A 25,840-nucleotide genomic window follows, 5' to 3' on the forward strand; every position below is an offset into this window, starting at 1 on the left:
CGGCCCTAATGTGAAACCGGAGAGGTTTTGAATTCTGCCTAGCCCACCGCAGCGACAGCTCTGGCCTCGCGGAACGACAGTAGGCGTTTGGATTTTTCATCCCAAAGGTGCAAACGCGCGTTAACCAAGCTCTCGCGGATCGTCATGCGGTTGATGTCCGCTAGACCTGCGTGATCCTTTAGAACTTCTGGCAGACGATAGAAGGGGATGCGGCTATAGAGGTGATGGATGTGGTGGATGCCGATGTTGGCGCTCAGCCACTGAAGCACGGAGGGCAGCACATAATGCGAGCTACCTTGCAGGGCGGCGTCGTGCAGATCCCAATTCTGGTCTTCTTCCCAATGTGTCGTCTCAAACTGGTGTTGTACGTAGAACAGCCAGACACCTGCCGTCGCGGCCAGCAAGGTGGAAGGCACAAAGATCAAGAGTATTGGCATCAGCCCACCAAAGTACCACATGACCGCAAGCGCCACCAAAATAGCTGCATTGGTGCACATGGCGCTGATCCAGTATCTGGCATGTTCCATAAGCCCCAGCGGCAAACGGTTTTGCAGGAAAAACAGATAGCCGGGACCGAACCCGAACAGCACGATTGGATGGCGGTACACGCGGTAGACCAGTTTCTTGAAGCGACTCAATTTCTGATACTCGGCAACGGTTAGCGTGTCGATGTCGCCAATACCGCGTCTGCCCAAGTTGCCAGCAGAACTGTGGTGGATGGAATGTGAGCGGCGCCAAACGTCATAAGGTGTGAGGGTAAGCACGCCCAGAAAGCGGCCAACCCAATCACTGAGCGTCCGGTCGTTGAAAAACGAATTATGCCCGCAGTCATGTTGAATCGCGAAAAGGCGCAACAGGAAGGCTGCGTTACACAGCGAAATAGCCAAAGTGAGCCATACGCTGATGGAGAGTGACCACCATGCCAGTGCCCAAAGGCCAATGAAGGGGCCAACAGTTACTGCCAGCTCGAAAAGGCTGCGCCATGTGTTCGGCTCGCGGTACTGCGCGAGGACTTTCACCCAATCGCGGGCTCTTGTCGGGGCGTTGGTTTCTGCTGTGCTTGAATCTTTGGTCATATGCCTGCTTCTTTTGATCTTTGGCAACTTGATAAACCAATGCGCTGAGCAAACAACTTATAAAGACGCTAAAAGTGTTAACAAATTGCTAAGTCGCGGCAATTGTCGTCAATTTTGTCGTGCGGTTGCGCTGTTTTCTGTTATGTTTAGGGCGTTGCCTTGCTCACTTCCGTCTTTCGGTCGGAAAACAGGGGCTTATTGCCGCAGGTTGCCGCCAGTGGTTCAGATGCTGCCGAACGCGCCGGCTCCTTATGAAATAAGCCCATTTCCCTCTTGTCAGCCAATGCGACTCCCCCTATACGGCCCCTACACATCGGGGTGTGCCATTGGCGCGCCCCGTTTACGTTAGACTAAAGCGCGAAGAGGGGGCACGATGAGCGTGCGTCCTCCAATCCGTCTCCATCCCAGATCAAGGGATTTGTATTATGGCTGCTAGCCAAAACATCCGCATCCGTCTTAAGGCGTTTGATTATCGGGTGCTTGATGCTTCCACACAGGAAATCGTCAACACCGCCAAGCGCACAGGCGCTTCTGTTCGCGGCCCCATTCCGCTGCCGAACAAAATCGAAAAATTCACCGTTTTGCGTGGTCCCCACGTAGACAAAAAATCCCGTGACCAGTTCGAGATCCGTACGCACAAGCGTATGCTGGATATCGTTGATCCGACTCCCCAGACCGTTGACGCGCTGATGAAGCTCGACCTCGCCGCTGGTGTGGACGTCGAGATCAAGCTGCAGTCATAAGCGTAGGAGGGTAATATTATGTTGCGCTCAGGCGTTATTGCAAAAAAGATGGGCATGACCCGTCTGTTCATGGAAGACGGTAAGCAGATTCCTGTAACCGTTCTTCAGCTCGATAACCTTCAGGTTGTTGCACAGCGTACAATCGAACGGGACGGCTATGTAGCTGTTCAGCTCGGTGCAGGTACAGCAAAAGTGAAACGTACATCGCAAGCGATGCGCGGTCACTTTGCAGCAGCAAAGGTTGAACCAAAGCGTAAGGTTGTTGAATTCCGCGTTGACGCGGATGCGATGCTTCCAGTTGGCGAAGAAATTATCGCGGATCACTACTTTGCAGGTCAATACGTTGACGTTGCGGGTACTTCCATCGGTAAGGGCTTTCAGGGCGCCATGAAGCGTCACAACTTTGGCGGTCTGCGTGCGACACACGGTGTTTCCGTGTCTCACCGTTCACACGGCTCCACGGGCCAGTGTCAGGATCCAGGTAAAGTTTTCAAAGGCAAGAAAATGGCTGGTCACATGGGCTCCGCTCGCGTGACAACGCAGAACCTTGAGGTTGTTAAAACCGATACGGCGCGTGGCTTGATCATGGTCAAAGGCGCGGTTCCTGGTTCCAAAGGTGGCTGGGTGACTGTTAAGGATGCGGTTAAAAAACCGTTCCCTGACGCAGCAATCGTTCCTGGCGCTCTTGCATCCGCTGCACGTGAAGCCGCGAAAGCAGCCGAAGAAGCAGCCGCAGCCGCAGCAGCCGAGGCAGAAGCCGCAGCAGTAGAAGCTGCCGCAGCCGAGCAGGCCGCAATGGAAGCAGCAGAAAACGCAGAAGCTACGCCAGATGCTGTAGCCGAAGCAGAAAAGAAAGAAGGTGACGCATGAAACTAGATGTCATCAATCTCGAAGGCGCTTCCGCCGGATCGATCGACCTGGACGAGGCCCTGTTTGGTCTTGAGCCACGTGCCGACATCCTGCACCGTGTTGTGCGCTGGCAGCGTAACAACGCGCAGGCCGGTACTCACAAGGTCAAGACGCGTCGTGAAGTCAGCTATTCCACCAAAAAGATCTATCGCCAAAAAGGCACCGGTGGCGCACGCCACGGCGCTCGCTCGGCACCGATCTTTCGTGGGGGCGGTATCTACAAGGGTCCTACACCCCGTAGCCACGGCCACGAACTGACTAAGAAGTTCCGTAAATTGGGTCTGCGCATGGCGCTCTCCGCAAAGGCAAAAGCCGGCGCGTTGGTCATCATCGACGATGCAGCATCCAACGGTAAAACATCTGCTCTGGCCAAACAGGTTAAATCCTTGGGTTGGAAGCGGGCGTTGATCATTGACGGTGCATCCGTGAATGAGAACTTCCTGCAAGCCGCGCGCAACATTGAAGGTTTGGACATCCTGCCAACAATGGGCGCTAACGTATATGATATCCTGAAGCGTGACACACTCGTGATCACAAAAGCAGGCATCGAAGCACTGGAGGCCCGTTTGAAATGAGCGCGAAACCAGAACATTACGACGTGATTCGCAAGCCAATCATCACCGAAAAAGCAACAATGGCTTCCGAGCAAAACGCTGTTGTTTTTGAAGTAGCGATCGACAGCAATAAGCCAATGATCAAAGAAGCTGTTGAAGCTCTCTTTGGTGTCAAAGTGAAGGCCGTGAACACGTCCATCACCAAAGGCAAAGTAAAGCGCTTCCGCGGTCAGCTGGGCACACGTAAAGACGTGAAAAAAGCCTATGTGACGCTGGAAGAAGGCAACACGATCGACGTATCCACCGGTCTCTAAGTCCGGCGCAGACTAGGGGAGGGGCCTTCGCAGCAATGCGGAGGCCCTTTTCGTTTGCGCAACACTTCGCTTATCCGTTTATAAAGCTTGCTATCAAAGCGGCTACAGGGCATGCATAGGGTGCGACGTTACTACATCTATCGGAATCACTGCTCCTTACGGCTCAGTCTGACGATCTTTCGATGACTTAGCCGACCTGCCGCATTCTGCGGGCAGACTATAAAAGGAATACACTGATGGCCAATGGCACAGTAAAATGGTTCAACTCCACAAAAGGCTTCGGCTTTATCGCTCCTGAAGGCGGCGCAAAAGACGTGTTCGTACACATCTCCGCCGTTGAGCGCGCAGGCCTCACAGGTTTGGCCGATGATCAGAAAGTTACTTTCGACATCGAAGCCGGCCGCGACGGCCGCGAATCTGCGACAAACATCGCACTGGCATAAGCCGGTTCGGCCCTGTGAGGGGTTGAGATTTTAGAGAATATTGAAGGGCGTAGCTGTGATGGCTGCGCTCTTTTTTCGTTTGGGAATGTGGTGAGCGCGTTGGTGGCGCAGCAACATATGATGCTGATGCTCAGAGCGGCGGGGTTTTGCATTTAGTTCCACCATAGCGTGTGTCAATTTTGCAAGCTATACAGGTTTAAAAGTAACTGGCGGATTTCCGCTTGATTAGGTTGGCGTGGGCTGAGCTAAATGATGGGATTAATTTAGCATGATTCCATATATTTAGGAGGGACGCGTGCATTTTGAACAAATTTTTTTAGATGGCTTACGCGCTGCACATTTGATTTTCTTCGCTGCCGGTATGGGTGCGGCACTCTACCATGAGTATTTAACAGCTCGTAGTTTTCGGGGGGAAATTTCTGAACAAGATATTTGCGGAATAGAAATGCTGCATCGTTGGATCGTTTTGGCATTCTCTGGGCTATGGCTCACTGGGATTGGGCTTATTTACGTAAGAACAGCATTTGATTTATCGCAATTTTCGCCAAAGTTGTGGGTTAAGGTTGGCATCATGTTGATCATGACATTGAATGCGTTGATGATTAGCCGTTGTGTTTTGCCCATATTGAAAAACAACATTGGTAAAGCGATGAGTAGCCTTCCCGCCCTGCAGCTCTTCACAATGACGCAGCTAGCGGCAGTTTCGATGTTTTGCTGGAGCTCGGGAATGGTGCTTGGGTCTAGCCAATACCTAAAGACAGCCGCCTGGAATGTCTTGTCGCCGCTGGTCGTAGGTTGGTTTGTAACTGTTACCCTTGTTGCCCTCGTGGTTGTTATGGCCTTGCGTGAGAAGGGCAGTGGCGATGTGGCGTTATCTACAAATCAGCAAGAACGCTGAGCAACTATCTTATTATATAGGCTGGGTCCTTGACCCCATCCGCACCACACCCTAAAGACACCTATCGACACAGCCCCAGATTCGTCTGGGGCTTCGTCTTTGTGCACGGGTCAATCTCGTGCATGCCTACTGGGACCTTCGGGGCCCTCTAACCACAGCGGACCTACGGGGCCGCATACAAGCAAACGGAAGACAGAGAACATGGCACTCAAGTCGTACAAACCGACGACGCCAGGCCAGCGTGGGCTGGTACTGATCGACCGTTCGGAGCTTTGGAAAGGCCGCCCAGTAAAGGCCCTCACTGAGGGACTTCACAAGCATGGCGGACGGAACAACACCGGACGGATCACAATGCGTCGCAAAGGTGGTGGTGCAAAGCGCCTCTACCGTATCGTAGATTTCAAACGCAACAAACTGGACGTCACCGCGACGATCATGCGTATTGAATATGACCCTAACCGGACTGCGTTTATCGCGCTGGTTAAATACGAAGATGGTGAGCAGGCCTATATCCTCGCGCCTCAGCGTATCGCAATCGGTGACCAAGTCGTGGCATCCGCCAAGGCCGACATCAAACCCGGTAACGCAATGCCTTTCTCCGGCATGCCAATCGGTACAATCATTCACAACATCGAGATGAAGCCAGGCAAAGGCGGTCAGATCGCCCGTGCAGCCGGTACTTACGCCCAATTCGTTGGTCGTGATGGTGGCTACGCACAGATTCGTCTGTCATCCGGTGAATTGCGTCTTGTCCGTCAGGAATGCATGGCCACCGTCGGTGCCGTGTCCAACCCTGACAACTCCAACCAGAACTACGGTAAAGCGGGCCGCATGCGTCACAAGGGCGTTCGCCCAAGTGTTCGTGGTGTCGTTATGAACCCGATCGATCACCCGCATGGTGGTGGTGAAGGTCGTACGTCTGGTGGTCGTCATCCGGTTACTCCATGGGGTAAACCAACTAAGGGTGCCAAGACACGTAACAAGAAAAAAGCGTCAAGTGCTCTGATCATCAGATCGCGCCACGCCAAGAAGAAGGGGCGTTAATTATGTCTCGTTCAGTATGGAAAGGTCCTTTTGTTGACTCTTATGTCCTCAAAAAGGCCGAAGCCTCCCGCGAGAGCGGTCGTAACGAAGTGATCAAGATCTGGTCGCGTCGTTCCACGATCCTGCCGCAGTTTGTTGGCCTGACGTTTGGCGTCTATAACGGTCACAAACACATCCCTGTAAACGTCACAGAAGACATGATTGGTCAGAAGTTTGGTGAGTTCTCACCAACGCGGACCTATTACGGTCACGCAGCTGACAAAAAAGCGAAGCGGAAATAAGCCATGAGCAAGGATAAAAATCCCCGCCGCGTGGCCGACAATGAAGCACGTGCAAAACTGCGCATGTTGAAAACGTCCCCGCAGAAACTGAACCTCGTTGCGGCAATGATCCGTGGCAAGAAAGTGGACAAGGCCCTGACGGACCTGACGTTCTCCAAAAAGCGTGTCGCTATCGACGTGAAGAAATGCCTTCAGTCCGCGATCGCCAATGGCGAAAACAACCACAATCTTGATGTGGACGAACTGGTCGTGGCAGAAGCCTATGTCGGCAAAAACATGACACTCAAGCGTGGTCGTCCACGTGCGCGTGGCCGTTTCGGCAAGATCATGAAGCCGTTTGCGGAAATCACAATCGTCGTGCGTCAGGTTGAGGAGCAAGCATAATGGGTAATAAAGTCAATCCAATCGGCATGCGCCTTCAGGTTAACCGTACGTGGGATAGCCGCTGGTATGCTGACACCAAAGACTTTGGTGACCTTCTTCTCGAAGACCTTGCGATCCGCAAGTTCATCAAAAAAGAATGCCATCAGGCGGGTATCTCCCGTGTGATCATCGAACGTCCGCACAAAAAGTGCCGCGTTACGATCCACACAGCGCGCCCAGGTGTTATCATCGGCAAGAAAGGTGCAGACATCGAAGGTCTGCGCAAGAAGCTGGCGGCATTCACCGCGTCTGAATTGCACCTCAACATTGTTGAAGTTCGCAAGCCAGAGCTGGATGCAGCACTTGTTGGTGAATCCATCGCACAACAGCTGGAACGTCGGGTTTCTTTCCGTCGCGCCATGAAACGTGCGGTACAGAACGCAATGCGTATGGGTGCCCTTGGTATCCGTGTGAACCTTGCTGGCCGTCTTGGCGGTGCAGAAATCGCGCGTACCGAATGGTACCGTGAAGGTCGCGTTCCGCTCCACACACTGCGTGCTGACATCGACTATGCACATGTTGAAGCAATGACTGCCTATGGCATCATCGGCATCAAGACGTGGATCTTCAAAGGCGAAATCATGGAACATGATCCAGCTGCCCGTGACCGTAAGGCACAAGAAATGCAAGACGGCCCAGCACCTCGTGGTGCCGGCGGTCGGCGTTAAGGAGTAGATAGATGCTACAGCCAAAACGTACGAAATTCCGTAAGCAGTTCAAAGGCTCCATCAAGGGCCTTGCGAAGGGCGGGTCTGACCTGAACTTCGGCACTTACGGCCTCAAAGCAGTTGAGCCTGAGCGTGTAACAGCGCGTCAGATCGAAGCTGCACGTCGTGCCATGACGCGTCACATGAAGCGTCAAGGCCGTGTCTGGATCCGCATTTTCCCAGATGTACCCGTAACCTCCAAGCCCGTCGAAGTTCGTATGGGTAAAGGTAAAGGTTCCGTAGACTTCTGGGCCTGTAAAGTGAAACCAGGTCGCGTGATGTTTGAAATCGATGGCGTCAACGACGACATCGCCCGTGAGGCCCTGCGCCTTGCTGCGATGAAGCTGCCGATCAAAACACGCGTGATTGTGCGCGAAGACTGGTAAAGGACGAAAACGCGTAAGCGTTTTCTATCCAGCCGGAGTTACGGCATTCGCGAGAAATGCCCGTTCCGGCACCGTCAAAGTAAAAGAGCCCCCGCTGTGCAAACAGCGGGGGCTTTCTTTTTGTCCATAAATCTAGAATATGCTCTGGGTAAAGTTGTCAAAATGGGGCGCGCAAATGAGAGATTTTCTGAGATACGCTGCCACAGTGATACTTGCATTGGTCCCCACGTTAGCACTCGCTCAAGTGAATGCTACTGTTATGAATGACGACGGGCCTTTCGCCGAAGGGGTGCTGAGCGGCTACATCGTGCAACACCAAGGCCGCGTCATCTGCGAAAACCCCGTGGCGTGGGGGAAATACATCGCGTGTAGCGGCAAGGCGTCAAAACGGGTTTGGGTGGATACAAATGGCACTCTTGGCGCTTATGTCGTTGTGGACAAGAGCGGTAAAGAGCTTTGTACCAACCCTTCCGTTTCTATTCAATTTCGTGGTCCCAAAAGCTACATCATCTGCGACTAAGCAGGTCGCGGATGTGACCCGTGAAGCCCCAAGTTGTTGAATGCTGTTGGGGATACTGAACAAGTCCAACCCAACCCCACTACAGGCCGATCACCTCTTAATCTGCGGACCGCGCCGACAACCTCTTCCAAATCAGCGCCATCAACAGTGTCATACCGACATGTCCGACAAAGGAAGACTGAGTATAGGCTCCCATGCCCATCATGAAACTGCGCCCCATAAGAGGTGCCAAAACCCCTTGCGCGATGAACCACAAGGCCACACCCGCCAGTAGGCCCGTCTTCACGTAGCTCAGCTTGGTCAGTGCTTTCACCAAATAGACAAAAGCAGCGAAACCAAATGCACCGATCAGGAAGTGAACAGCAAAGGCCGCGCCATAGGACAGCTCAACTCCCGTTGCCTTTTTGGTCAACCCGATCACCAGAAAGGAGGGCTGTAACTTTACGCCAAACAAAACGGGCGAGATCAACCACGCATATGCTTCAAAAGCGATCTCACCAATCAGCCCCGCTAGGGCTACTTTCGGTAGGTCTGTCCGGTCGATATTGATCATCTTGTATCATCTCATTCAAATTGGGGTCATGTGGCTGCCGCGCTCATGCATCCGGCAGCACCCAAATGGGTCCAAATGGGCTGACTAGCCAGTAGGAGACCGCACATCCCCCGCGAATGTGAGGCGGCGTGAGAATTGTTTCGTTTGAATGATATTCCAGCTATCGGCCAAATTCGGCTCTGGCCAAGTGGCGGTGGCGGCAATAATGTCTTCGCAAGACCCACAATCACAAAGGTCCGACTTAGATGAAACAAGTTCCAAAACCCACCACAGATGCCGACCTGATCCAAGCTTTCCTTGATAAAGGTGGATCGGTCAAAAAGGGTAAGACCAAACCAATGCCCGCCGATCTTGGCCTGTCCAACAACCAGTGGGGCAACAAGATGACCAAAGAAGAAAAAGCGCTTGTTAAAGAGCAAGAAGAGGCGCGTAAGAAGGCGCCTAGATAACTCTGCCCCCAACGGAGGCGCGACATGACCAAGGTAATACCAAAGCGCATGATCGCGCAGATTGAGGGCGACTTTGTCGTGTTCATCATCGGGATGCGCATCAACCGCCCGTGGCTGCCGCATAAGTGGCTGCCTGCGGTTTTGTCGATGCCACGGATGCTGAAAGAGTTGAGCAAGCTGCCCTCAGAGGACACTGGTTTTCTAGGCTATAACAACGTTGGTTTCGGAATTGTCCTGCAATACTGGCGCAGTTTTGAGCATCTGGAAGCCTATGCACAAGCCAAAGACCGCACGCATTTTCCAGCTTGGAAGGCTTTTAACAAAAGCGTGCGCGATGACCGCGGTGCCGTTGGCATTTTCCATGAGACGTTTTTGGTCAAGGATGGCCAGTATGAAACGCTCTATTCTGGCATGCCGCCTTTTGGCCTAGGCAAAGCGAGCACGCTTGTTCCCGCAACCGCCGCCACAGCCAGTGCGCGCAAACGGTTGGGGCAGGGGGGCGATTAAGCCCAAGCGTAGTTGAACGACACGCTGATCCGGTCCTCTTCGGACAGGTTCATCGGTACTTCGTGGCGGATAAAGCTCTCCCACAGCAGCACGTCCCCGACAGCAGGCGCGACATAAGAGAATGTGCGCAGCTCCTCTCGTGCGTCCTTACGGCGTCCGGGAGCGGCCATCATCATCGGCAGGCGTGGGTCTTCGAATTTGATCGCGCTGGCACCATCAGGCATGGCGACATAGGTTGTACCGCTGATGACTGAATGCGGGTGGATATGGCCCGTGTGAATGCCGCCTTCGGGCAAGATGTTGATCCAGATGTCTTCCAGCTTTAACTCACGCCCATCCAGATCAAATTCCAGATCTTTGGCAAACTCGGCCACATGGGCGTCGATGGCCTTGATCACATCGGCAAAAATGGGAAACCGCCAGCCCAGATCGGAAAGGGAGGCATAGGAGGTATAGCCCGGAAAGCCGTTTTCCTCGCACCATTCCTGACCTGCTTCATCGTCTTCGGCGATGGAATAGCACGAGGCTTCCAATTCATTGGCATCTACGGAATCGCCAAGCGTGGCGTGATACAAGCGGGTCACAAAGAGGGATTTGATGTTTGTCATGCTCAAGTCATATAGCCCCGCCAAGCGTTGAGCGAGGGGGGATATATAAAAAACGCCACCTGTGCGTTAATTCTGGACGAATATAACGCCACCTGTGCGTTAATTCTGGACGAATATGATGTCGTCGACGTTTAGGTTTACATCAGGGCCAAGGCGGATTGTGACCGTGTGAGCGCCGCGAGTCTCGGTTGCGCCAAAGGTGAGCTCCAGATCAAATTGCGAAATGGTTTCCCCTTGGTCCTCATAGCTATTGTCGACAATCTCGGCTGAGGTCATCTCATGAATTACCTCTTCGGGGCTCATGGTGATGTCGATTACAAGTGTATCTTCCGAGGAATCAAAATCGTTAAGAGTGATCCCGCTGCTTGCGCTGGTGTCGACTGACACATCTTCATTTATGATATTCAGCAGCAGTTCCAGATTGACGGTGTCATTTCCCTCGCCGCCCGTCACCTCGACATCTGTGACGCCGTATTTTTGGTCGCTGATATCAGCTTTCACGTTGAGCGTGTCATCGCCCATGCCACCATCCACCATTGCGGGGCTCGGGGAATGAGGCGACACAATTGATATTGAAATGTTGTCGTTTCCTTCACCTCCAGAAACTTGATCCGAAAGACCGGCAATCACCACATCATCACCCGCGCCGGCGTCAATGGTGCTACCGAGGTAAGATGAAATAGTATCATCACCTGCGCCACCGTAGGCTGTGTCGTTATAGAGTATCTCAATGACATCATTGCTAGGGCCGCCGTTAAATTCTGTGCCGCTCCCAGTCGAGATCAACGTATCGTTGCCCTCTCCGCCGCTAATGCTCGCCTCCACCCCAGCATCTGTGCCACCCTCGATGTAATCGTTGCCCAGACCCCCGTCGATTTGGAATGTCTGTTCCATCAGGGCTAGGTCTTCGGGCCGATAGCCCAAATGGTTGAGTGTATCGTCCCCATCGGTGCCGACAATTGAAGGAGACCCATCATAGGCAAAAGCATCGCCGAGATCAGGATCAATTGGTTCCTCAGGTTCAGGCGTCACTTCGGTTGAGCTGTCGTCACTATCTGATCCACCAATCACACTGGCGATCAACCCAAAACCGAGTAGTCCTAGCAAAACTGCAATTTCCATCTGTCAGCACCCTTCACTGATTAAGCTCAACACTTGTACCCGTTGCGGCAAAAGCCTAGCAAGTTTCGTCTACGGCGGTTACTCTTTTACAGGGTGTTCGGCATTTAATCCCGAGTTTGGAGACGGTTTGCTTCCAATTTACCTCCAATGCAATTGTTTCTGGGCAAAGAAACTGGTTGCCCCTCGCTCGAATCATAGTTTTCCTGTGCAGCAGTGTGATATCTATAAAGCCAGAGCCTTTTGGCTTGCGTTGTTGGGCCATTGGGCCTAAACGGCAACTTCATCATGAACTCCATCAGAATCATGGTCACCCTCCAAGGGGCCTACTGGTGATGTTGAAAGGAAATGGCATGATCGCCAAAGAACTACACGACAAGACGCCGGATCAACTCCGTGACGAACTTGTGAACCTGAAAAAAGAAGCGTTCAACCTGCGTTTCCAACAGGCCACTGGCCAATTGGAAAACCCAGCACGTCTGCGTACCGTTAAGCGTGACGTTGCTCGTGTTAAAACAGTATTGAACCAAAAAGCTGCAACCGCAGCGACAGACGCGTAAGAGGAGCCTGAGTAATGCCAAAGCGTATCCTGACAGGCACCGTAACCTCGGACGCCAACGAACAAACAGTAACCGTATCCGTAGAGCGTCGCTTTACACACCCGGTTCTGAAAAAGACCATTCGTAAGTCCAAAAAATATCGGGCGCACGATGAAAACAACACTTTCAAAGTGGGCCAGCAGGTCCGCATTATTGAATGTGCACCACGTTCCAAAACCAAGCGTTGGGAAGTAATCACTGCGGAAGCATGATTATTCACGCGGCCACCTTTAGGGGCGGTCGCGTTACTCGTTCCTGAGTAACAACTTAATCGAAACCCTAGGGATCAGGCATGCATCGCCCCCTATAGGTCGGGAGAAACCAAATGATCCAGATGCAGACCAACTTGGATGTTGCTGACAACAGTGGCGCTCGCCGCGTTCAGTGCATCAAGGTCCTGGGTGGTTCCAAGCGTAAGTACGCATCCGTGGGCGACGTTATTGTCGTCTCGGTAAAGGAAGCCATTCCACGCGGCCGTGTAAAGAAGGGTGACGTGCGTAAAGCCGTTGTCGTTCGTACCGCTAAAGAAGTTCGTCGTGACGATGGCACAGCCATTCGTTTTGACCGCAACGCAGCTGTTATCTTGAATAACAACAACGAGCCAGTTGGCACCCGTATCTTCGGGCCAGTTGTTCGTGAATTGCGCGGCAAAAACTTCATGAAAATCATCTCACTCGCTCCGGAGGTGCTGTAATCATGGCTGCTAAGCTGAAAAAAGGTGACACTGTCATCGTATTGGCCGGTAAGGACAAGGGCAAAGAAGGCACAATCGCCTCCGTTGATCCCAAGACCAACAAAGCTGTTGTAGACGGTGTTAACGTTTACCTCCGCGCCACACGCCAAACACAAACATCTCAGGGCGGTCGCATCCCTAAATCGATGCCAATCGACCTGAGCAACCTCGCAATCAAGGATGCCAACGGCAAGCCTTCACGCGTTGGTTTCAAAATGGACGGCGAAAACAAAGTCCGTTTCGCCAAGACAACAGGGGACGTAATCTGATGCTCGATACTGCAGCTTATACACCCCGCCTCAAGGCCGACTTCAAAAACCGCATTCGTGCGGCTTTGAAAGAAGAATTCGGCTATACCAACGACATGCAGATCCCGCGTTTGGACAAGATCGTCCTGAACATCGGTTGTGGCGCAGAAGCTGTCCGTGACAGCAAAAAAGCCAAATCCGCTCAGGAAGACCTGACACTGATCGCAGGCCAGAAAGCACTGACAACCATCGCCAAGAAATCCATTGCGGGTTTCCGGGTACGGGAAGAAATGCCACTGGGCGCGAAGGTTACACTTCGCGGTGACCGGATGTACGAATTCCTTGATCGTCTGATCACAGTTGCAATGCCACGTATCCGCGACTTCCGCGGCATCAACGGCAAATCTTTTGATGGCAACGGCAACTATGCCATGGGCCTGAAAGAGCACCTCGTGTTCCCCGAAATCGATTTTGATAAAATCGACGAAAACTGGGGCATGGACATCGTAATCGCTACGACAGCGAAAACCGACGCCGAAGCGAAGGCAATGTTGAAACTGTTCAACATGCCCTTCAACTCATAAGCGCGGAGAGGAATAGATATGGCTAAGAAATCCATGATCGCACGCGAGAAGAAGCGTGAAGCATTGGTAGCAAAGTACGCCACCAAGCGTGCCGAGCTGAAAGCAATCATCAGCGATGAGAGCAAGCCGATGGAAGAGCGTTTCCGCGCGACCCTCGCGCTTGCGAAACTGCCGCGCAACTCTTCGGCTGTGCGTTTGCACAACCGTTGCCAGTTGACCGGCCGTCCGCACGCTTATTATCGTAAACTGAAAATCTCGCGTATCGCGCTTCGTGATCTGGGCTCCGCAGGCCAGATTCCGGGCATGGTCAAGTCGAGCTGGTAAGGAGCGCATCAGATGACCGACCCTATCGCAGATATGCTGACACGCATCCGCAACAGCCAGTTGCGCGGCAAATCCACAGTCATGACACCAGGTTCAAAACTGCGTGCATGGGTGTTGGACGTACTCGCCGACGAAGGCTACATTCGTGGCTATGAAAAAACGACAGGCGCCGATGGCCATCCAGCTATCGAAATCAGCCTGAAGTACTACGAGGGCGAACCTGTTATTCGTGAGTTGAAGCGGGTTTCCAAACCCGGTCGCCGCGTCTACATGGCCGCACAAGACCTCCCATCCGTCCGTCAGGGCTTGGGTGTGTCGATTGTCTCCACCCCACGGGGTGTGATGTCGGACGCAAGCGCACGCGCAGCCAACGTTGGCGGCGAAGTGCTTTGCACCGTATTCTAAGGAGAAATTGATGTCTCGTATTGGTAAAAAAGCGGTCAACCTGCCCAGCGGCGTTTCTGCCTCTGTCAGTGGCCAAACGATTGAAGTGAAAGGCCCTAAAGGGGTCCGTACCTTCAGCGCAACCGACGATGTCACGATGACCGTCGAGGAAAACGCCGTAAGCGTTACCCCTCGCGGTAAATCCAAGCGCGCGCGTCAGCAGTGGGGCATGTCCCGCACTATGATCGCTAACTTGGTGACTGGCGTTACCGACGGTTTCAAGAAAGAGCTTGAGATCCAAGGTGTTGGTTACCGTGCTGCCATGACTGGCAACACATTGAAACTGAACCTCGGCTTGTCCCATGACGTCGATTACATCCCGCCAGCAGGCGTGACTGTAACGGCGCCAAAGCAAACCGAAATCATTGTGGAAGGCATTGACGAACAACTTGTTGGTCAAGTCGCTGCGAACATTCGCGCATGGCGTAAGCCCGAGCCCTATAAGGGCAAAGGCATCCGCTATAAGGGTGAATTCGTCTTCCGCAAAGAAGGCAAGAAGAAGTAAGGAACGCACAGATGGCAAACAGCAAAAGACAACTGTTCATCAAACGCCGCCTGCGCGTTCGGAACAAACTTCGTCGCACGAACCGTGGGCGCATGCGCCTCAGCGTGCACCGCTCCAACAAGAACATCAGCGTTCAGCTGATCGACGATGTGAACGGCGTTACAGTCGCTTCCGCCTCGTCGCTTGAAAAAGATCTTGGCGTTGTGGGTAAAAACAACATCGAAGCAGCCACAAAAGTAGGCGCGGCAATTGCCGAGCGTGCGAAAAAGGCCGGTGTTGAAGTTGCCTATTTCGATCGCGGCGGTTTCCTCTTCCACGGTAAAGTGAAGGCCTTGGCCGACGCAGCCCGTGAAGGTGGTTTGAAGATCTAAATCGCAGTGTCCCCGTTTTGCCACTGGCAGAATGGGGACATTATATTTTGAAGAGGTCCGTAACTTGGGCCTCTCGATGATCCGGGGGAACCTTCCCACCAGGATTGTGAAAACAGGGCATTCGCCCGCAAGCTTAAGGAGGCCGACATGGCCAGAGATGACAACCGGGGTGGCAACAACAACCGCCGCAACCAGCGCGAAGAAGCGCCAGAATTCGCAGACCGCCTTGTCGCGATCAACCGCGTTTCCAAAACTGTAAAAGGTGGTAAGCGCTTTGGCTTCGCCGCTCTTGTAGTGGTTGGTGACCAAAAAGGTCGTGTGGGTTTTGGCAAAGGTAAAGCCAAAGAAGTGCCTGAAGCGATTCGTAAAGCAACTGAGCAAGCAAAACGCCAAATGATCCGCGTTCAGCTTCGCGAAGGCCGCACGTTGCACCATGATATGTCTGGCCGTCACGGCGCAGGCAAAGTGATCATGCGCACAGCACCAGAAGGTACTGGTATTATTGCTGGTGGTCCAATGCGTGCCGTATTCGAAATGCTCGGCGTCAAAGACGTTGTTTCCAAATCGATCGGTTCACAAAACCCTTACAACATGATCCGCGCCACCATGGACGGATTGAAAAAAGAACAGTCCCCACGTTCTGTCGCGCAGCGTCGCGGTAAGAAAGTGGCAGACATTCTGCCGAAGCGTGAAGATGCATCTGATTCTTCTGCTCAAGTCGCTGAGGAGGCATAAGCATGGCCAAGACAATCGTGATCAAGCAGGTAGGTTCTCCTATTCGCCGCCCCGCAGACCAGCGTGCAACGCTGATTGGTCTGGGCCTGAACAAAATGCACCGCGTTCGTGAACTGGAAGACACACCTTCCGTTCGTGGCATGGTTCGTAAAGTAAGCCACATGGTCGAGATCATCGAAGAAAAAGGCTAACTTCTCACGAAGTACCTAATTCCTTCAGACTTCGGTTCTGATACACAACGCCCCGTAGTTCGCTGCGGGGCGTTTTGCATTTGGATGGATGGCCAACCTTGGCTGAAATCCCCAGCGGTCTCATTTGTTACAAGTATTGCCATGTATTCCCCATATTGTGAGGATACTGAGGGCCAAACTGCATCAAACCTGATTCCCAAACTGAGCAAATGTAATGAGTGATTCTTCTATGCGCCTGAGCGCAATTGACAGCGCCAAGGGTATTGGCATTTTGTTGGTGGTCTTTGGCCATGCATGGCGGGGGGCATGGGGCGCCAATCTGTTGCCCAACGAAGGGCTGTTCAAGCTTGTTGATTATGCAATCTACGCCTTTCACATGCCATTGTTCTTCTTTCTTTCTGGTTTGCTGTTTCTTGAGACACTCCAAAAATACAATGCCGAAAAACTCCTGAAAGGGCGGTTAACACGGCTGCTCTGGCCAATGATGCTCTGGAGTTGGATATTCTTCGCGCTAAAGCTCTCGGCAGGGCAGGCGGCGAATACCCCTGTGGTACTGTCCGACTTTCCGGTCATCCCACTCCCCCCTTATGAACACCTGTGGTTTCTCTGGGCGCTGTTTTTGTGCCAGACGATTCTTATTCTGCTGTATGCTGTCGTTGGGGCGCGTCTGCCTGCAACCACGTGGCGCTGGATTGCTGCCATTGCTGCGGTGATCTGGGCGGCGCTTAACCCATTGATCCCCGTGCCATCAGATATCTGGGGGCCGATGTTTGAACATTTCCCATATTTCCTTGCAGGTATCGCTGTTGGCAGCCTATCCCGCATACGCGTACCGCCCCTGCTGGGGGGGCTGTGTGCAATAGGTTTTGTTGTGTTGCTCTGGTTGGTTCAGGGAGAAAAGGCAGCCGTACTGCACTCGCTAGCGATTGTCCTCTTGGCATGGGGCGCTTGGCTCTGTGTTGATCGGCGCACAGGGTCGCAACCAGTAGGTATCCTGCTGCGGTCACTGCGGTCACTGCGGGCGCTTGGGCAAGCCTCTATGGTCATATATTTGATGCATACGGTGTTTTCTGCGTCGTTGCGGATCTTGATGGTCAAATTCGGCTTCGATGACATCACTTTGATCTTGGTCGCTACGTTAGTCGTTGGTGTTGTGGGGCCGGTTATTGTCGGTTGGGGGGCTGCCAAGCTCCGGCTCAGCAAAATACTCGGTTTCTAGCTGGTTTCTGGCTCTTGCCTCACACCACTCCCTAGCCTATACGCCCCCAGTGGACAGGACTCTGTCTATCAGAATCGAAACGCCGCGTCTGCCCGCTCCCGTCGCTGGGGGGTATGTCCGGCAAAAGGAGAAGCGACATGAAACTTCACGAACTTTCAGATAATGCAGGCGCAACGAAACCACGCAAACGCGTAGGCCGTGGTCCTGGTTCCGGCACCGGTAAAATGGGTGGCCGTGGTATCAAAGGTCAAAAATCCCGCTCAGGTGTGGCGATCAAAGGGTACGAAGGCGGCCAGATGCCCCTCTACCAACGTCTGCCAAAGCGTGGCTTTACCAAGCCGAACCGCAAAACATACTCTGCTCTGAACCTGGGTCTGATCCAGAAGTTCGTTGACGCAGGTAAATTGGATATTTCTGCTGTAATCACCGAAGATGCACTGGTTGCATGCGGTGTTCTGCGTCGCAAGCGTGACGGCATCCGTATCCTTGCAAAAGGCGACGTGACATCCAAGCTGAACCTTGACGTAACTGGCGCATCAAAATCTGCAATCGAAGCAGTTGAAAAAGCAGGCGGCAGCCTGACTGTCAAAGCTGCGGCGGCTGTTGAAGCGTCCGAATAAGTCTTCGGTCTTGTGAGCGGCGCATAAGCCGCTTACATACTACTTCAAGTTTTCCAAACGCCGCCCGCCGGAAAACGGTTCGGGCGGTGTTTTCGTTTTAATAAAGAGAGCCCTCACATGGTATCTGCCGTCGAGAATATGGCCGCTAACTCAAGTTGGTCCGCCTTTGGCAAGGCAACCGACCTGCGCCACCGCATTTTGTTCACGCTGGGCTTGCTCATCGTCTACCGTCTGGGGACATTTATCCCCGTGCCCGGTATCGACGGTGCCGCATTACGCCAGTTTATGGATAGTGCGGGGCAGGGCATTGGCGGCATGGTTTCCATGTTCACCGGTGGGGCGCTTGGCCGTATGGGTATCTTTGCGCTTGGTATCATGCCTTACATCTCCGCTTCGATTGTTGTGCAGCTTTTGACATCTATGGTGCCATCGCTGGAGCAGCTGAAGAAAGAGGGCGAACAAGGCCGTAAGAAGATCAACCAATATACCCGCTGGGGTACGGTGGCGCTTGCCACGGTGCAGTCCTACGGTTTGGCTGTGTCGCTTGAGGCAGGTGATATCGCGTCTGATCCGGGCATGTATTTCCGCATTGCGTGTATGATCACGCTGATCGGCGGCACGATGTTCCTGATGTGGCTGGGTGAGCAGATCACAGCACGCGGCATCGGCAACGGCATCTCTTTGATCATTTTCGTCGGCATCATCGCCGAAGTCCCCGCCGCCATCGCACAGTTCTTTGTGTCTGGTCGTTCCGGTGCAATCAGCCCTGCGGTGATTGTCGCTGTGCTGGCTATGGTGGTGCTAACGATCATGTTTGTGGTGTTTATGGAGCGCGCCCTGCGTAAGATTCACATCCAATACCCGCGCCGTCAGGTCGGTATGAAGGTCTATGACGGTGGCTCCAGCCACTTGCCGATCAAGGTTAACCCAGCAGGTGTTATCCCCGCGATCTTCGCAAGCTCGCTGCTGCTGTTGCCGATCACGATCAGCACGTTCTCTGGCGATACAACCAGCCCCGTTATGTCTTGGTTGCTTGCCAACTTCGGTCCGGGCCAGCCGCTGTATCTGCTGTTCTTCATCGCGATGATTGTTTTCTTTGCGTATTTCTACACTTTCAACGTCTCGTTCAAACCCGATGACGTTGCGGATAACCTGAAAAACCAAAACGGTTTTGTACCGGGCATTCGCCCCGGCAAAAAGACCGCCGAATACCTTGAGTACGTCACCAACCGTATTCTTGTCTTGGGCTCTGCTTATCTGGCAGCGGTTTGTATTCTTCCTGAAATTCTGCGTGGTCAGTTCGCTGTACCTTTCTACTTTGGTGGCACATCCGTGTTGATCATTGTTTCTGTAACGATGGATACGATCCAGCAGGTACAAAGCCATCTTTTGGCACATCAATATGAAGGTCTTCTGGAAAAGTCGCAATTGCGCGGCAAATCCGGCAAAGGCCGCAAAAAACGGAGCCCGGCGCGCAAATGAACATTATTCTCCTCGGACCCCCTGGCGCAGGTAAAGGCACACAAGCGCAAAAATTGGTTGATGGCCGTAATATGGTCCAGCTCTCTACAGGCGACATGCTGCGCGCAGCGCGTACGTCTGGCACTGAAATGGGCAAGACCGTCGCGGCCGTTATGGACGCTGGCAACCTTGTGACCGATGAGATCGTGATCGGTCTCATTCGTGAACAGCTTGAAGCAGGCGGCGACCACGGCGGCTTTATCTTTGACGGCTTCCCCCGCACCTTGGCTCAGGCCGACGCACTGGATGCGTTGCTGGTGGAGATGGGCCAATCATTGGACCACGCGATTGAGCTGAAGGTTAACGATGAAATCCTTGTTGACCGCATCATTGGCCGCGCCGCCGAGGCCGTTGCCGCTGGTGGCACAGCCCGCCCTGATGACAATGAAGAAAGCCTCAAGACCCGTCTGATGGCCTACTACAAACAAACGTCGCCGCTGCTGGGGTATTACTATGCCAAAGGCGACCTGAAAGATGTGAACGGTTTGGGCACGATGGACCAAGTCGCAAGCGAGATCGCGGCCATTCTGGACGCCTGATTCTCTCGGCACCACTATAACACAAGCCGGCCCTATAATCTGGGGTCGGCTTGTCTGCATTTTGACACGGTTTCGGTTGCTCCCAAGGTTCAACCTGATAGATTTAGCGATAATTCATACCTGTGTTCACCAGCGGGTTGACCCTCCCCCCAAAAGCCCATAGTGAGCCGTATCTCGACAGAGAATCAAACTGTGGTGAATATTTATATTCTTCTCAGGATCACCTGATCAGCTGTAGCCCGCAGGCATAAGACGCCTCGGGCTTACGTTGTGAAAAAAGGGTCTGGCATAACGGACCCGCAACGAAAAGGAATTGCACACGTGGCACGTATTGCCGGCGTAAACATCCCGACTGCAAAGCGGGTTCCAATCGCCCTCACATATATCACCGGTATCGGTAACTCTTCGGCTCAGGCCATTTGCGAAGCTGTAAAAATCGATTTTACACGTCGCATCAACGAGTTGTCTGATGACGAAATCTTGAAAATCCGCGAGTACATCGACGAGCACTATACCGTCGAAGGCGACCTGCGCCGTGACACACAGATGAACATCAAACGTTTGATGGATCTGGGGTGCTACCGTGGCCTGCGTCACCGTCGTAACTTGCCTGTACGCGGTCAGCGTACTCACACCAACGCTCGCACTCGCAAAGGCCCTGCTAAGGCCATTGCTGGTAAGAAGAAATAAGGGAGGGCTCAGCTAATGGCACGCGAAGCAAAACGCACCAAAAAGAAGGTCTCCAAGAACATCGCCGCAGGTGTGGCGCATGTGAACTCTTCTTTCAACAACACAAAAATCCTGATCTCCGACGTACAGGGCAACGCCATTGCATGGTCGTCCGCTGGTACAATGGGCTTCAAAGGGTCGCGTAAATCTACTCCTTACGCAGCTCAGATGGCCGCCGAAGATGCAGGCAAAAAAGCACAAGACCACGGCGTGAAAACGCTGGAAGTCGAAGTGCAAGGTCCAGGTTCGGGCCGTGAAAGCGCATTGCGCGCTCTGGCAGCTGCCGGTTTCAACATCACCTCTATCCGTGATGTAACACCAATGGCACACAACGGTTGCCGTCCGCCAAAACGCCGCCGCGTTTAAGCGACAAAGATATTACATAGGGTTCGCGAAATATCGCGGGCCCTATACGACATTCTACAGCGCGTAATCTGGGCGCGACTTATTGAAACCTCGGGAGTTTGCCCCGGTTGGACATACGGGCGTGAACAGGAATGGAGGGACATATGATCCACAAAAATTGGGCCGAACTGATCAAGCCAACACAGCTTGAAGTTAAACCCGGAAATGATCCTGCACGTCAGGCGACAGTGATTGCAGAGCCGCTTGAGCGTGGTTTTGGTCTCACAATGGGCAACGCGCTGCGCCGCGTTCTGATGTCCTCGCTGCAAGGCGCGGCAATCACATCCGTACAAATCGACAACGTTCTGCACGAGTTCTCGTCAGTTGCTGGCGTTCGTGAAGATGTCACCGACATCATCTTGAACCTCAAAGGCGTTTCCATCCGTATGGAAGTCGAAGGACCAAAGCGTCTGTCCATCTCCGCAAAAGGCCCGGGCGTTGTGACGGCTGGCGATATCGGCGAAACCGCTGGCATCGAAATCCTGAACCGCGACCATGTTATCTGCCACCTCGACGACGGTGCAGACATCTACATGGAACTGATGGTCAACACTGGCAAGGGCTATGTCTCTGCTGACAAGAACAAGCCAGAAGACGCGCCAATCGGTCTTATCCCGATCGATGCGATCTACTCACCTGTGAAAAAAGTCAGCTATGATGTTCAGCCTACCCGCGAAGGTCAGGTTCTGGACTATGACAAACTGACAATGAAAGTCGAAACCGACGGCTCCCTGACGCCTGACGATGCAGTGGCATTTGCCGCACGTATCCTTCAGGATCAATTGGGCATCTTCGTGAACTTCGACGAACCAGAATCAGCTTCCCGTCAGGACGACGACGATGGCCTCGAGTTCAACCCGCTTCTGCTCAAGAAAGTGGACGAGCTGGAACTGTCTGTACGTTCCGCCAACTGCCTGAAGAACGACAATATCGTGTATATTGGCGATCTGATCCAGAAGACCGAAGCCGAAATGCTGCGCACACCGAACTTTGGCCGCAAGTCCTTGAACGAGATCAAGGAAGTGTTGTCAGGCATGGGTCTGCACCTCGGCATGGACGTTGAGGACTGGCCACCAGAGAACATCGAAGATCTGGCCAAGAAGTTCGAAGACAACTTCTAAAGCCAAAAGCATTCGTCCGGTGTACGGACGGTGTACAGGGGGTGCACAGTGTGTGCCCCCTGAAATCCGGGCAAAACGCCCCAAGGAGAGTTGGCGCTACGCACGTCAACCAGACAAAGTAAAACCGCCCGTAGAGGGCCTATCTATTGGAGAACTACAATGCGTCACGCACGTGGATACCGCCGTCTTAACCGCACACATGAGCACCGCAAGGCGCTCTGGGCCAACATGGCCGGCTCGCTGATTGAGCATGAGCAAATCAAGACAACATTGCCAAAAGCAAAAGAATTGCGCCCGATCATCGAGAAGATGATCACGCTCGCGAAACGTGGCGATTTGCACGCCCGTCGTCAGGCCCGCGCACGTCTGAAAGAAGATCAGTACGTTACAAAATTGTTCGACATCCTCGGACCACGCTACAAAGACCGCCAAGGTGGTTACGTGCGCGTTCTGAAAGCGGGCTTCCGCTATGGTGACATGGCGCCTATGGCGATCATCGAATTCGTTGACCGCGACCGCGACGCCAAAGGCGCAGCTGACAAAGCCCGCGTTGCAGCAGAAGAAGCCGCAGAATAAGAATTACTCACTTTCCGTGAGACGAAAGGCCCCGCCACTTGGTGGGGCTTTTTGCTTTTTGTGGGTATGAACATGACAGAGCGGTTGCATGACAGCCGCAGGCTGCGCATATCATATGGTATGAGATATTTAGCCCTGATCATCGCCCTAATCGCCAGCCCGCTCACCGCGCAGCAGGTCCCCGAAAATGCAGCCGAGATGCAGATGAGCTTTGTGCCCGTCGTCAAACAAGCGGCCCCTGCGGTCGTGAACATCTATGCTAAAACGATCCGCGAAGTGCGTAAAACGCCACTTCAATCCGATCCGTTCTTTGAGCGGTTTTTCCGTGACCCGCTGAGCGACCGCAAGCCGCGCGTGCAAAACTCGCTTGGTTCGGGCGTGATCCTTTCTGAGGATGGCATCGTGGTGAGTAACTTTCACGTCGTTGGCATGGCCACTGAAATTCGCGTGGTCCTGAATGACCGACGTGAGTTCTCGGCACGGGTTCTTTTGGGGGATGAGGAAAGCGATTTGGCCATCCTCAAAATTGATGCCCCTGATGATTTGCCGTTTTTGACTCTGCGCAGCAGTGACAGCGTCGAAGTGGGGGAGTTAGCACTGGCCATTGGTAACCCTTTTGGGGTGGGGCAAACCGTCAGCAGCGGCATTGTGTCGGGTCTGGCGCGCTCTGGCAATTCGGGCGGCAGTGGGCGTGGGTATTACATCCAGACAGATGCCCCCATTAACCCCGGTAATTCAGGTGGCGCATTGGTAGATGTTGCTGGGCGTCTGATTGGTATCAACACCTCTATTCTCTCCCGTTCAGGTGGGTCTAACGGCATCGGCTTTGCAATCCCTGCTGATCTGGTCTCTGCCTTTGTGGCGCAAGCCCAAGAAGGGCGGAGTGAATTTAACCGTCCTTGGGCGGGTATCAGCGGGCAACCCCTTGATTCCGATATGGCCTCGACGTTGGGTTTTGACCGCTCTGGCGGCATCATCATTTCAGGCCTGCACCCCGCAAGCCCGTTCCTCGAGGCGGGGCTGGATGTCGGGGATGTGATCCTGACAGTTGGCGGGCAACCTGTTAACACGCCCGCAGAAATGGTCTACCGGATGAGCGCCATTGGCCTTGGTGCGCAAGCAGATGTTAGCTTTAGCAGTCAGGGTGCGGAGAAGAACGTGAATGTAGCATTGATTGCTGCACCCGAAATCCCCTCGCGTGATGAGGTGACGTTGCCAGAAAATAGCGCCTTTCCGGGTTTGAAACTGGCCCGCATCAATCCGGCTGTCTTGGCCGAACTCAACTTGCCACTGGAAGTGGAGGGGGTCGCGGTTATGGATACGGGTGCATATGCGGCCCGTGCGGGTCTGCGTGAGGGAGATGTGATCTTGGCCCTCAACGGGACAAATTTGATTCATCCAAATACCGCGGTCGAATTGCTTGCCGGTCGGGTCCGCCAGATTGAAATGACAGTGCAACGGGGCGCGCAGCGTATTTCCATGCGGTTCAGGGGATAATGCATGGCTGATTTGTTCGGTGCAGCGACCCCAATAGATAGCGGCCATCGACCATTAGCGGATCGTTTGCGCCCCAAGACTCTAGGCGAGGTGATCGGCCAACGTCAGGTTCTGGGACCGGATGCGCCGTTGACGGTGATGCTGGACGGTGGCGCACTCAGTTCACTCATTTTCTGGGGGCCGCCTGGGGTGGGTAAAACCACGATTGCGCGGCTGCTGGCAGATGAAACTGACATGCATTTTGTGCAGATCAGCGCGATTTTCAGTGGTGTGCCAGAGCTGCGACGGGTGTTTGAAGCGGCCAAGATGAGGCGACAAAATGGGCAGGGCACCTTGCTATTCGTTGACGAAATCCACCGCTTCAACAAGGCTCAACAAGATGGCTTTTTGCCTCACATGGAGGATGGCACGATCTTGCTTGTGGGGGCCACAACCGAAAACCCGAGCTTTGAGCTGAACCGCGCTGTCCTGAGCCGTGCTCAGGTGTTGGTGCTGGAACGGTTAGACGGTGAAGATCTGGAAAATCTGGTTGTGCGTGCGGAGGCCGAGTTGGAAATGACGTTGCCGCTACAGCCTTCTGCGCGTCAAAATCTGTTGGACATGGCAGATGGCGACGGACGGGCGTTACTGAATTTGATAGAGCAGATAGCATCATGGAAGGTCGATGCACCGCTGGATACGGCGGCGCTTGGTAAACGCCTCAGCAAACGCGCGGCGCAATACGATAAAGGCGGGGATGAGCATTACAATCTGATTTCGGCTTTGCATAAATCTGTGCGCGGCAGTGATCCTGATGCCGCGATTTACTGGTTTGCACGGATGTTGGAAGGGGGCGAAGACCCGCGTTATCTGGCACGCCGCCTTGTGCGCATGGCGATTGAGGACATTTCACTTGCTGATCCGCAAGCACAGGCGGTTTGTCTGCAAAGCTGGGACACCTATGAGCGTTTGGGTTCACCGGAAGGCGAGTTGGCGCTGTCCCAAGCCGTGATTTACTTGGCACTCGCACCGAAAAGTAATGCTAACTATGTGGCCTATAAAGCCGCGCGTAATGCCGCCAAGGCGACAGGCTCAGCGCCGCCGCCCAAACATATCCTTAATGCGCCGACGGGCATGATGAAGGAATTGGGCTATGGCACGGGTTATGCCTATGACCATGACGCCGAGGATGCCTTTTCGGGCCAGAACTATTTCCCTGAGGGGATGGAACGGCCAGCGCTATACCAACCCGTTGAGCGGGGTTTTGAACGCGATTTGAAAAAGCGGCATGATTACTTCGCCAAACTACGCAAACAGCGCGAAAGCTGAACTACAGTTGACTCTGGGCTGCGCTCACGCGATTGCA

The 25,840-nt window shown here is 53.5% G+C and carries 39 protein-coding genes; 35 read left to right on the top strand and 4 right to left on the bottom strand.

The window, feature by feature from the left end:
- Window positions 1-38: 38 nt before the first annotated feature.
- Window positions 39-1,076 carry a fatty acid desaturase gene (locus GGR95_RS01485; protein ID WP_184562056.1) on the bottom strand — a complete coding sequence of 346 codons (1,038 nt, stop codon included), beginning with the start codon at window positions 1,074-1,076 and terminating at the stop codon, window positions 39-41.
- A gap of 425 nt (window positions 1,077-1,501) precedes the next feature.
- On the opposite strand from GGR95_RS01485, the gene rpsJ reads away from it, so the two are divergent.
- The 12 genes from rpsJ (at window position 1,502) to GGR95_RS01545 (ending at window position 8,298) form a co-directional block, all read left to right on the top strand.
- On the top strand, window positions 1,502-1,819 hold the full coding sequence (rpsJ, locus tag GGR95_RS01490) for a 30S ribosomal protein S10 (protein WP_025059462.1): 318 nt from the start codon (window positions 1,502-1,504) through the stop codon (window positions 1,817-1,819).
- An 18-nt stretch (window positions 1,820-1,837) separates the two neighbouring features.
- The gene (gene rplC, locus GGR95_RS01495) at window positions 1,838-2,689 is read left to right on the top strand and encodes a 50S ribosomal protein L3 (protein ID WP_184562058.1); all 852 of its coding nucleotides are present in this window, start codon (window positions 1,838-1,840) and stop codon (window positions 2,687-2,689) included.
- The gene (rplD, locus tag GGR95_RS01500; RefSeq protein ID WP_184562060.1) at window positions 2,686-3,303 is read left to right on the top strand and encodes a 50S ribosomal protein L4; all 618 of its coding nucleotides are present in this window, start codon (window positions 2,686-2,688) and stop codon (window positions 3,301-3,303) included. Before rplC ends, rplD begins: the two co-directional genes overlap by 4 nt.
- Complete coding sequence (locus GGR95_RS01505) at window positions 3,300-3,596, top strand: 50S ribosomal protein L23 (RefSeq protein ID WP_184562062.1); 297 nt, start codon at window positions 3,300-3,302, stop codon at window positions 3,594-3,596. Before rplD ends, GGR95_RS01505 begins: the two co-directional genes overlap by 4 nt.
- 236 nt (window positions 3,597-3,832) lie before the next feature.
- Window positions 3,833-4,039, top strand: a complete 207-nt coding sequence (locus GGR95_RS01510) for a cold-shock protein (protein WP_184562064.1) — start codon at window positions 3,833-3,835, stop codon at window positions 4,037-4,039.
- Window positions 4,040-4,334: 295 nt separating this feature from the next.
- A complete protein-coding gene (locus tag GGR95_RS01515; protein ID WP_184562066.1) occupies window positions 4,335-4,937 on the top strand; it encodes a hypothetical protein in 603 nt (200 codons plus the stop codon).
- Between the two features lie 201 nt (window positions 4,938-5,138).
- Window positions 5,139-5,981, top strand: coding sequence for a 50S ribosomal protein L2 (gene rplB, locus GGR95_RS01520; RefSeq protein ID WP_184562068.1), 843 nt, complete (start codon window positions 5,139-5,141; stop codon window positions 5,979-5,981).
- 2 nt (window positions 5,982-5,983) lie between these two features.
- Complete coding sequence (gene rpsS / locus GGR95_RS01525) at window positions 5,984-6,262, top strand: 30S ribosomal protein S19 (RefSeq protein WP_184562070.1); 279 nt, start codon at window positions 5,984-5,986, stop codon at window positions 6,260-6,262.
- 3 nt (window positions 6,263-6,265) lie between these two features.
- Window positions 6,266-6,646, top strand: a complete 381-nt coding sequence (gene rplV / locus GGR95_RS01530) for a 50S ribosomal protein L22 (RefSeq protein ID WP_184562072.1) — start codon at window positions 6,266-6,268, stop codon at window positions 6,644-6,646.
- Entirely contained in the window at window positions 6,646-7,353 is a 708-nt protein-coding gene (rpsC, locus tag GGR95_RS01535; RefSeq protein WP_184562074.1) for a 30S ribosomal protein S3, read from the top strand. The genes rplV and rpsC overlap by 1 nt, the downstream gene beginning before the upstream one ends.
- 11 nt (window positions 7,354-7,364) lie before the next feature.
- Window positions 7,365-7,778 (top strand): 50S ribosomal protein L16, encoded by a 414-nt coding sequence (gene rplP / locus GGR95_RS01540; RefSeq protein ID WP_184562076.1) that lies wholly within the window; start codon window positions 7,365-7,367, stop codon window positions 7,776-7,778.
- Between the two features lie 175 nt (window positions 7,779-7,953).
- On the top strand, window positions 7,954-8,298 hold the full coding sequence (locus tag GGR95_RS01545; RefSeq protein WP_184562078.1) for a hypothetical protein: 345 nt from the start codon (window positions 7,954-7,956) through the stop codon (window positions 8,296-8,298).
- Window positions 8,299-8,395: 97 nt separating this feature from the next.
- Here the strand turns inward: GGR95_RS01545 and GGR95_RS01550 are convergent, their stop codons facing one another.
- Window positions 8,396-8,851, bottom strand: a complete 456-nt coding sequence (locus GGR95_RS01550; protein WP_184562080.1) for a hypothetical protein — start codon at window positions 8,849-8,851, stop codon at window positions 8,396-8,398.
- 245 nt (window positions 8,852-9,096) lie between these two features.
- Between GGR95_RS01550 and GGR95_RS01555 the strand changes: the two genes are divergently transcribed.
- The gene (locus GGR95_RS01555) at window positions 9,097-9,300 is read left to right on the top strand and encodes a hypothetical protein (protein ID WP_184562082.1); all 204 of its coding nucleotides are present in this window, start codon (window positions 9,097-9,099) and stop codon (window positions 9,298-9,300) included.
- Between the two features lie 24 nt (window positions 9,301-9,324).
- A complete protein-coding gene (locus GGR95_RS01560; protein ID WP_184562084.1) occupies window positions 9,325-9,807 on the top strand; it encodes a DUF4188 domain-containing protein in 483 nt (160 codons plus the stop codon).
- On the opposite strand, the gene GGR95_RS01565 is transcribed toward GGR95_RS01560, so the two are convergent.
- Entirely contained in the window at window positions 9,804-10,415 is a 612-nt protein-coding gene (locus GGR95_RS01565) for a 2OG-Fe(II) oxygenase family protein (RefSeq protein WP_184562086.1), read from the bottom strand. The genes GGR95_RS01560 and GGR95_RS01565 overlap by 4 nt on opposite strands.
- A 99-nt stretch (window positions 10,416-10,514) precedes the next feature.
- Window positions 10,515-11,537 carry a calcium-binding protein gene (locus GGR95_RS01570; protein ID WP_184562088.1) on the bottom strand — a complete coding sequence of 341 codons (1,023 nt, stop codon included), beginning with the start codon at window positions 11,535-11,537 and terminating at the stop codon, window positions 10,515-10,517.
- 350 nt (window positions 11,538-11,887) lie between these two features.
- Here GGR95_RS01570 and rpmC point away from each other — a divergent pair, with 350 nt between their 5' ends.
- From rpmC to GGR95_RS01675, 21 genes are all read left to right on the top strand, one after another.
- On the top strand, window positions 11,888-12,094 hold the full coding sequence (gene rpmC / locus GGR95_RS01575; protein WP_184562751.1) for a 50S ribosomal protein L29: 207 nt from the start codon (window positions 11,888-11,890) through the stop codon (window positions 12,092-12,094).
- A 14-nt stretch (window positions 12,095-12,108) separates the two neighbouring features.
- Window positions 12,109-12,345 (top strand): 30S ribosomal protein S17, encoded by a 237-nt coding sequence (rpsQ, locus tag GGR95_RS01580; protein ID WP_025059476.1) that lies wholly within the window; start codon window positions 12,109-12,111, stop codon window positions 12,343-12,345.
- 113 nt (window positions 12,346-12,458) lie between these two features.
- Window positions 12,459-12,827, top strand: a complete 369-nt coding sequence (rplN, locus tag GGR95_RS01585) for a 50S ribosomal protein L14 (RefSeq protein ID WP_113821507.1) — start codon at window positions 12,459-12,461, stop codon at window positions 12,825-12,827.
- 2 nt (window positions 12,828-12,829) lie between these two features.
- The gene (gene rplX, locus GGR95_RS01590; protein WP_184562090.1) at window positions 12,830-13,135 is read left to right on the top strand and encodes a 50S ribosomal protein L24; all 306 of its coding nucleotides are present in this window, start codon (window positions 12,830-12,832) and stop codon (window positions 13,133-13,135) included.
- Complete coding sequence (gene rplE / locus GGR95_RS01595; protein WP_184562092.1) at window positions 13,135-13,698, top strand: 50S ribosomal protein L5; 564 nt, start codon at window positions 13,135-13,137, stop codon at window positions 13,696-13,698. The genes rplX and rplE overlap by 1 nt, the downstream gene beginning before the upstream one ends.
- A gap of 18 nt (window positions 13,699-13,716) precedes the next feature.
- Window positions 13,717-14,022, top strand: a complete 306-nt coding sequence (gene rpsN, locus GGR95_RS01600; RefSeq protein WP_184562094.1) for a 30S ribosomal protein S14 — start codon at window positions 13,717-13,719, stop codon at window positions 14,020-14,022.
- Between the two features lie 12 nt (window positions 14,023-14,034).
- Complete coding sequence (rpsH, locus tag GGR95_RS01605) at window positions 14,035-14,427, top strand: 30S ribosomal protein S8 (RefSeq protein ID WP_184562096.1); 393 nt, start codon at window positions 14,035-14,037, stop codon at window positions 14,425-14,427.
- 10 nt (window positions 14,428-14,437) lie between these two features.
- Window positions 14,438-14,971, top strand: a complete 534-nt coding sequence (gene rplF / locus GGR95_RS01610) for a 50S ribosomal protein L6 (RefSeq protein ID WP_184562098.1) — start codon at window positions 14,438-14,440, stop codon at window positions 14,969-14,971.
- Window positions 14,972-14,982: 11 nt separating this feature from the next.
- Complete coding sequence (rplR, locus tag GGR95_RS01615) at window positions 14,983-15,342, top strand: 50S ribosomal protein L18 (protein ID WP_184562100.1); 360 nt, start codon at window positions 14,983-14,985, stop codon at window positions 15,340-15,342.
- Between the two features lie 147 nt (window positions 15,343-15,489).
- On the top strand, window positions 15,490-16,077 hold the full coding sequence (gene rpsE / locus GGR95_RS01620; RefSeq protein WP_184562102.1) for a 30S ribosomal protein S5: 588 nt from the start codon (window positions 15,490-15,492) through the stop codon (window positions 16,075-16,077).
- A gap of 2 nt (window positions 16,078-16,079) precedes the next feature.
- On the top strand, window positions 16,080-16,268 hold the full coding sequence (gene rpmD, locus GGR95_RS01625; RefSeq protein ID WP_184562104.1) for a 50S ribosomal protein L30: 189 nt from the start codon (window positions 16,080-16,082) through the stop codon (window positions 16,266-16,268).
- A 214-nt stretch (window positions 16,269-16,482) separates the two neighbouring features.
- Window positions 16,483-17,487, top strand: a complete 1,005-nt coding sequence (locus GGR95_RS01630) for an acyltransferase family protein (RefSeq protein ID WP_184562106.1) — start codon at window positions 16,483-16,485, stop codon at window positions 17,485-17,487.
- A gap of 137 nt (window positions 17,488-17,624) precedes the next feature.
- Window positions 17,625-18,107 carry a 50S ribosomal protein L15 gene (rplO, locus tag GGR95_RS01635; RefSeq protein WP_184562108.1) on the top strand — a complete coding sequence of 161 codons (483 nt, stop codon included), beginning with the start codon at window positions 17,625-17,627 and terminating at the stop codon, window positions 18,105-18,107.
- Window positions 18,108-18,224: 117 nt separating this feature from the next.
- Window positions 18,225-19,589: a preprotein translocase subunit SecY gene (gene secY / locus GGR95_RS01640; protein ID WP_184562110.1), complete on the top strand. Its 1,365-nt coding sequence runs from the start codon at window positions 18,225-18,227 to the stop codon at window positions 19,587-19,589.
- Window positions 19,586-20,167: an adenylate kinase gene (locus tag GGR95_RS01645; RefSeq protein WP_184562112.1), complete on the top strand. Its 582-nt coding sequence runs from the start codon at window positions 19,586-19,588 to the stop codon at window positions 20,165-20,167. The genes secY and GGR95_RS01645 overlap by 4 nt, the downstream gene beginning before the upstream one ends.
- A 321-nt stretch (window positions 20,168-20,488) precedes the next feature.
- Window positions 20,489-20,857 carry a 30S ribosomal protein S13 gene (gene rpsM, locus GGR95_RS01650; RefSeq protein WP_184562114.1) on the top strand — a complete coding sequence of 123 codons (369 nt, stop codon included), beginning with the start codon at window positions 20,489-20,491 and terminating at the stop codon, window positions 20,855-20,857.
- Between the two features lie 15 nt (window positions 20,858-20,872).
- Window positions 20,873-21,262, top strand: coding sequence for a 30S ribosomal protein S11 (gene rpsK, locus GGR95_RS01655; protein ID WP_184562116.1), 390 nt, complete (start codon window positions 20,873-20,875; stop codon window positions 21,260-21,262).
- A gap of 143 nt (window positions 21,263-21,405) precedes the next feature.
- The gene (locus GGR95_RS01660; protein WP_184562118.1) at window positions 21,406-22,422 is read left to right on the top strand and encodes a DNA-directed RNA polymerase subunit alpha; all 1,017 of its coding nucleotides are present in this window, start codon (window positions 21,406-21,408) and stop codon (window positions 22,420-22,422) included.
- A gap of 159 nt (window positions 22,423-22,581) precedes the next feature.
- The gene (gene rplQ, locus GGR95_RS01665) at window positions 22,582-22,998 is read left to right on the top strand and encodes a 50S ribosomal protein L17 (RefSeq protein WP_025059519.1); all 417 of its coding nucleotides are present in this window, start codon (window positions 22,582-22,584) and stop codon (window positions 22,996-22,998) included.
- 120 nt (window positions 22,999-23,118) lie between these two features.
- Entirely contained in the window at window positions 23,119-24,495 is a 1,377-nt protein-coding gene (locus GGR95_RS01670; protein WP_184562120.1) for a trypsin-like peptidase domain-containing protein, read from the top strand.
- A 3-nt stretch (window positions 24,496-24,498) separates the two neighbouring features.
- Window positions 24,499-25,803 (top strand): replication-associated recombination protein A, encoded by a 1,305-nt coding sequence (locus GGR95_RS01675; RefSeq protein WP_184562122.1) that lies wholly within the window; start codon window positions 24,499-24,501, stop codon window positions 25,801-25,803.
- The last annotated feature ends 37 nt before the right edge of the window (window positions 25,804-25,840 follow it).

The sequence above is a fragment of the Sulfitobacter undariae genome, assembly GCF_014196805.1.
Lineage (GTDB): Bacteria > Pseudomonadota > Alphaproteobacteria > Rhodobacterales > Rhodobacteraceae > Sulfitobacter > Sulfitobacter undariae.